The 2571-nt window shown below is 61.6% G+C and carries 3 protein-coding genes; 1 reads left to right on the plus strand and 2 read right to left on the minus strand.

The features are described from left to right. Window positions 1-258: type 1 glutamine amidotransferase family protein (locus AC1DSN_RS21210; protein ID WP_477332704.1), on the minus strand; the 258-nt coding region annotated here is incomplete at its 3' end. 224 nt (window positions 259-482) lie between these two features. On the opposite strand from AC1DSN_RS21210, the gene AC1DSN_RS21215 reads away from it, so the two are divergent. Further along, window positions 483-1790, plus strand: a complete 1308-nt coding sequence (locus AC1DSN_RS21215; protein WP_477332706.1) for an epoxide hydrolase family protein — start codon at window positions 483-485, stop codon at window positions 1788-1790. Window positions 1791-1889: 99 nt separating this feature from the next. Here the strand turns inward: AC1DSN_RS21215 and AC1DSN_RS21220 are convergent, their stop codons facing one another. Continuing rightward, window positions 1890-2540 (minus strand): glutathione S-transferase family protein, encoded by a 651-nt coding sequence (locus tag AC1DSN_RS21220; protein WP_477295120.1) that lies wholly within the window; start codon window positions 2538-2540, stop codon window positions 1890-1892. Between the last annotated feature and the right edge of the window lie 31 nt (window positions 2541-2571).

Below are 2571 nucleotides of genomic sequence, written 5' to 3' on the forward strand. Positions count from 1 at the left end.
GAGCTTGACCGTATTGGCGAGCACCTTGAGCGCGGCGGGATCGGCTTTGAAGCGCGTTTGCGCGGGCGTCTGATTGGCCGGGTCGTCGCTTTTCGGATCGATGGGCGGCTGCCCACCCTTGGGCGAGGCCACGGTGACCGACACGCCAGCATCGGTGAACACGTAATAGGGCGCCGCGAATTCCTCGAGCCAGAAGCCGGTCTTGCGCCCCGTGTTTCCCAGGGTGTCGTGCGACGTGAGCACCATCAGAATCTTCATGGAATACCTCCACAGCGACCCCCCGCTCATCACTGTAACGCCCGGTTTTTCGCGCTGGCAATCATCCGCAGGTATAAGCCGGCTTCGCAAGCTCGTCACGTTCAAACCGGCGGGGGCGTCGCCAAGACGCACGGTTCGCCTATCGGGGACGCTCACAAGCGTGTTGGTAACGGGCAGGCAGATCCGATCTCAAACGGAGGGGTATTGTCATGGCGTCACACTTCATGCGGTCCACGCGTTTGCAATTCCTGACGGCAGCGGTGATTGCCGGAGCCGTCTGTACCGTCCTGCCAACACCCAGCCACGCCGCCGGTGCTCCACCCATGCAAGCGGCGGGGCAGGCCGAAGACACGTCGATCCGTCCCTTCCCGAAGATCCATTTTTCCGACGAAGCCCTCCAGGACCTGCATCGCCGCATAGCCGCTACCAGTTGGCCGAGCCCGGAGCTCGTGCCCGACGCGACGCAGGGCGTGCAGATCGCGACGTTGCGCAAGCTGGCCGACTACTGGCAGTCGGGTTACGACTGGCGAAAGGTCGAGGCACGGTTGAATGCGCTGCCGCAGTTCGTGACCACCATCGATGGCGTGGATATCCACTTCATCCACGTGAAATCGAAGAACAAGAACGCCTTGCCGATCATCATTACCCATGGCTGGCCGGGCTCCATCATCGAGCAGATGAAAGTCATCGATCCGTTGGCCAACCCGACGGCACACGGTGGCAAGGCATCGGATGCCTTCGATGTCGTGGTCCCGTCGCTGCCGGGCTATGGCTTCTCGGGTAAACCCACCGTCGTCGGCTGGGATCCGCAGCACATCGCGCGCGCCTGGACCATTCTGATGAAGCGGCTTGGCTACAAGCATTTCGTCGCCCAGGGCGGTGACTGGGGCGATGCCGTGACGGAGCAGATGGGTGTGCAGGCGCCACCGGAACTGCTCGCCATCCACACCAACATGCCGGCGACGGTGCCCGATGACATCGCGAAGGACCTCGCGGCCGGCGCTCCCGCACCGGCAGGGCTGGCGCCCGACGAAAAGAATGCCTATGACATGCTCGACTTCTTCTACAAGCATGGTCTTGGCTATGCGCAGGAGATGACCAATCGTCCACAGACGCTTTATGGACTCGAGGACTCGCCGGTCGGCCTGGCGGCCTGGATGCTCGACCACGATGCACGCAGCTATGCGCTGATCACCCGCGTCTTCGACGGCCAGGCCGAGGGGCTTTCCCGCGACGATATTCTCGACAACGTCACGCTCTACTGGCTGACGCATACCGCGGTGTCGTCGGCCCGACTCTACTGGGAGAACAAGCTGGCGTTCTTCGAGCCCAAGCACATCACCATTCCGGTGGCGGTGAGCGTGTTTCCCGACGAAATCTACGCGGCTCCGAAGAGCTGGGCAGTGAAGGCGTTTCCGAAGCTGATCCACTTCAACACGCTTCCGAAGGGTGGGCATTTCGCCGCGTGGGAGCAGCCGGACGAATTCGTCTCGGAAATCAGAGCCTCATTCAAGACCGTTCGCCCGAAGTAGTCGTGCAGAACCTGCGTGGCTGATATGGCTAAACGAAAAAGGTGATGGGCCGATAGCCCATCACCTTTTTCGTGGAATGAACGCACGAGGGCGATGCTCTTACCCCGCGGACGCCATCCTGACACTCTCACGCTCATCCACCCGCGCCTTCCACGCCACCAGCGCCGTCAACGACTCAGGCACCGGAATCTGCGCATAAGACGCAAACAACAATCCGCCAATCACGGTCGTATCCGCCATGGAGAAGTTCGCACCCGCAACGTAAGGCTGGGTCTTCAATACCTCGTTGAAGTACCGCATACCGGCCTCGGCCTTCTCGCGGTGCATCTGTCCCCAGCGATCACGGCCTTCCCACTCGGGGCTCTTGTACGGAAGAAGCCCTGCACCCAAGCCGTCAGTCGCGTAATGAAAGTAGATGCCGATGGCGTCGATCAGCTCCGACTCCGCGCGCTTCTGCATCATGTGGATGGTGGCCTTCTCCAGCGGCGTGACGCCGGTAAGGGTCGGATGGCCATCGAGGTTGTCCAGGTACTCGGTGATCGCCGTGCACTCGGAGATATAGGTGCCGTCGTCCAGCTCGAGCACGGGCACCGTGCCCGTCGGGTTGATGGCGAGGAAGGCGGGCTGCTTGTGCTCGGCGGCCGGGAGGTCGACTTTGACGAACTCGACCTTGTCGAACAGGCCCTTCTCGGCCAGGACGATACGGACGCGGAGCGGATTGGGGAAACCGGGGATGTCGTGGATCTTCATGAAAGTTACCTATCTAGTGATAGATAGACAG

This window comes from Luteibacter sp. P4_D7_3, assembly GCF_056401735.1.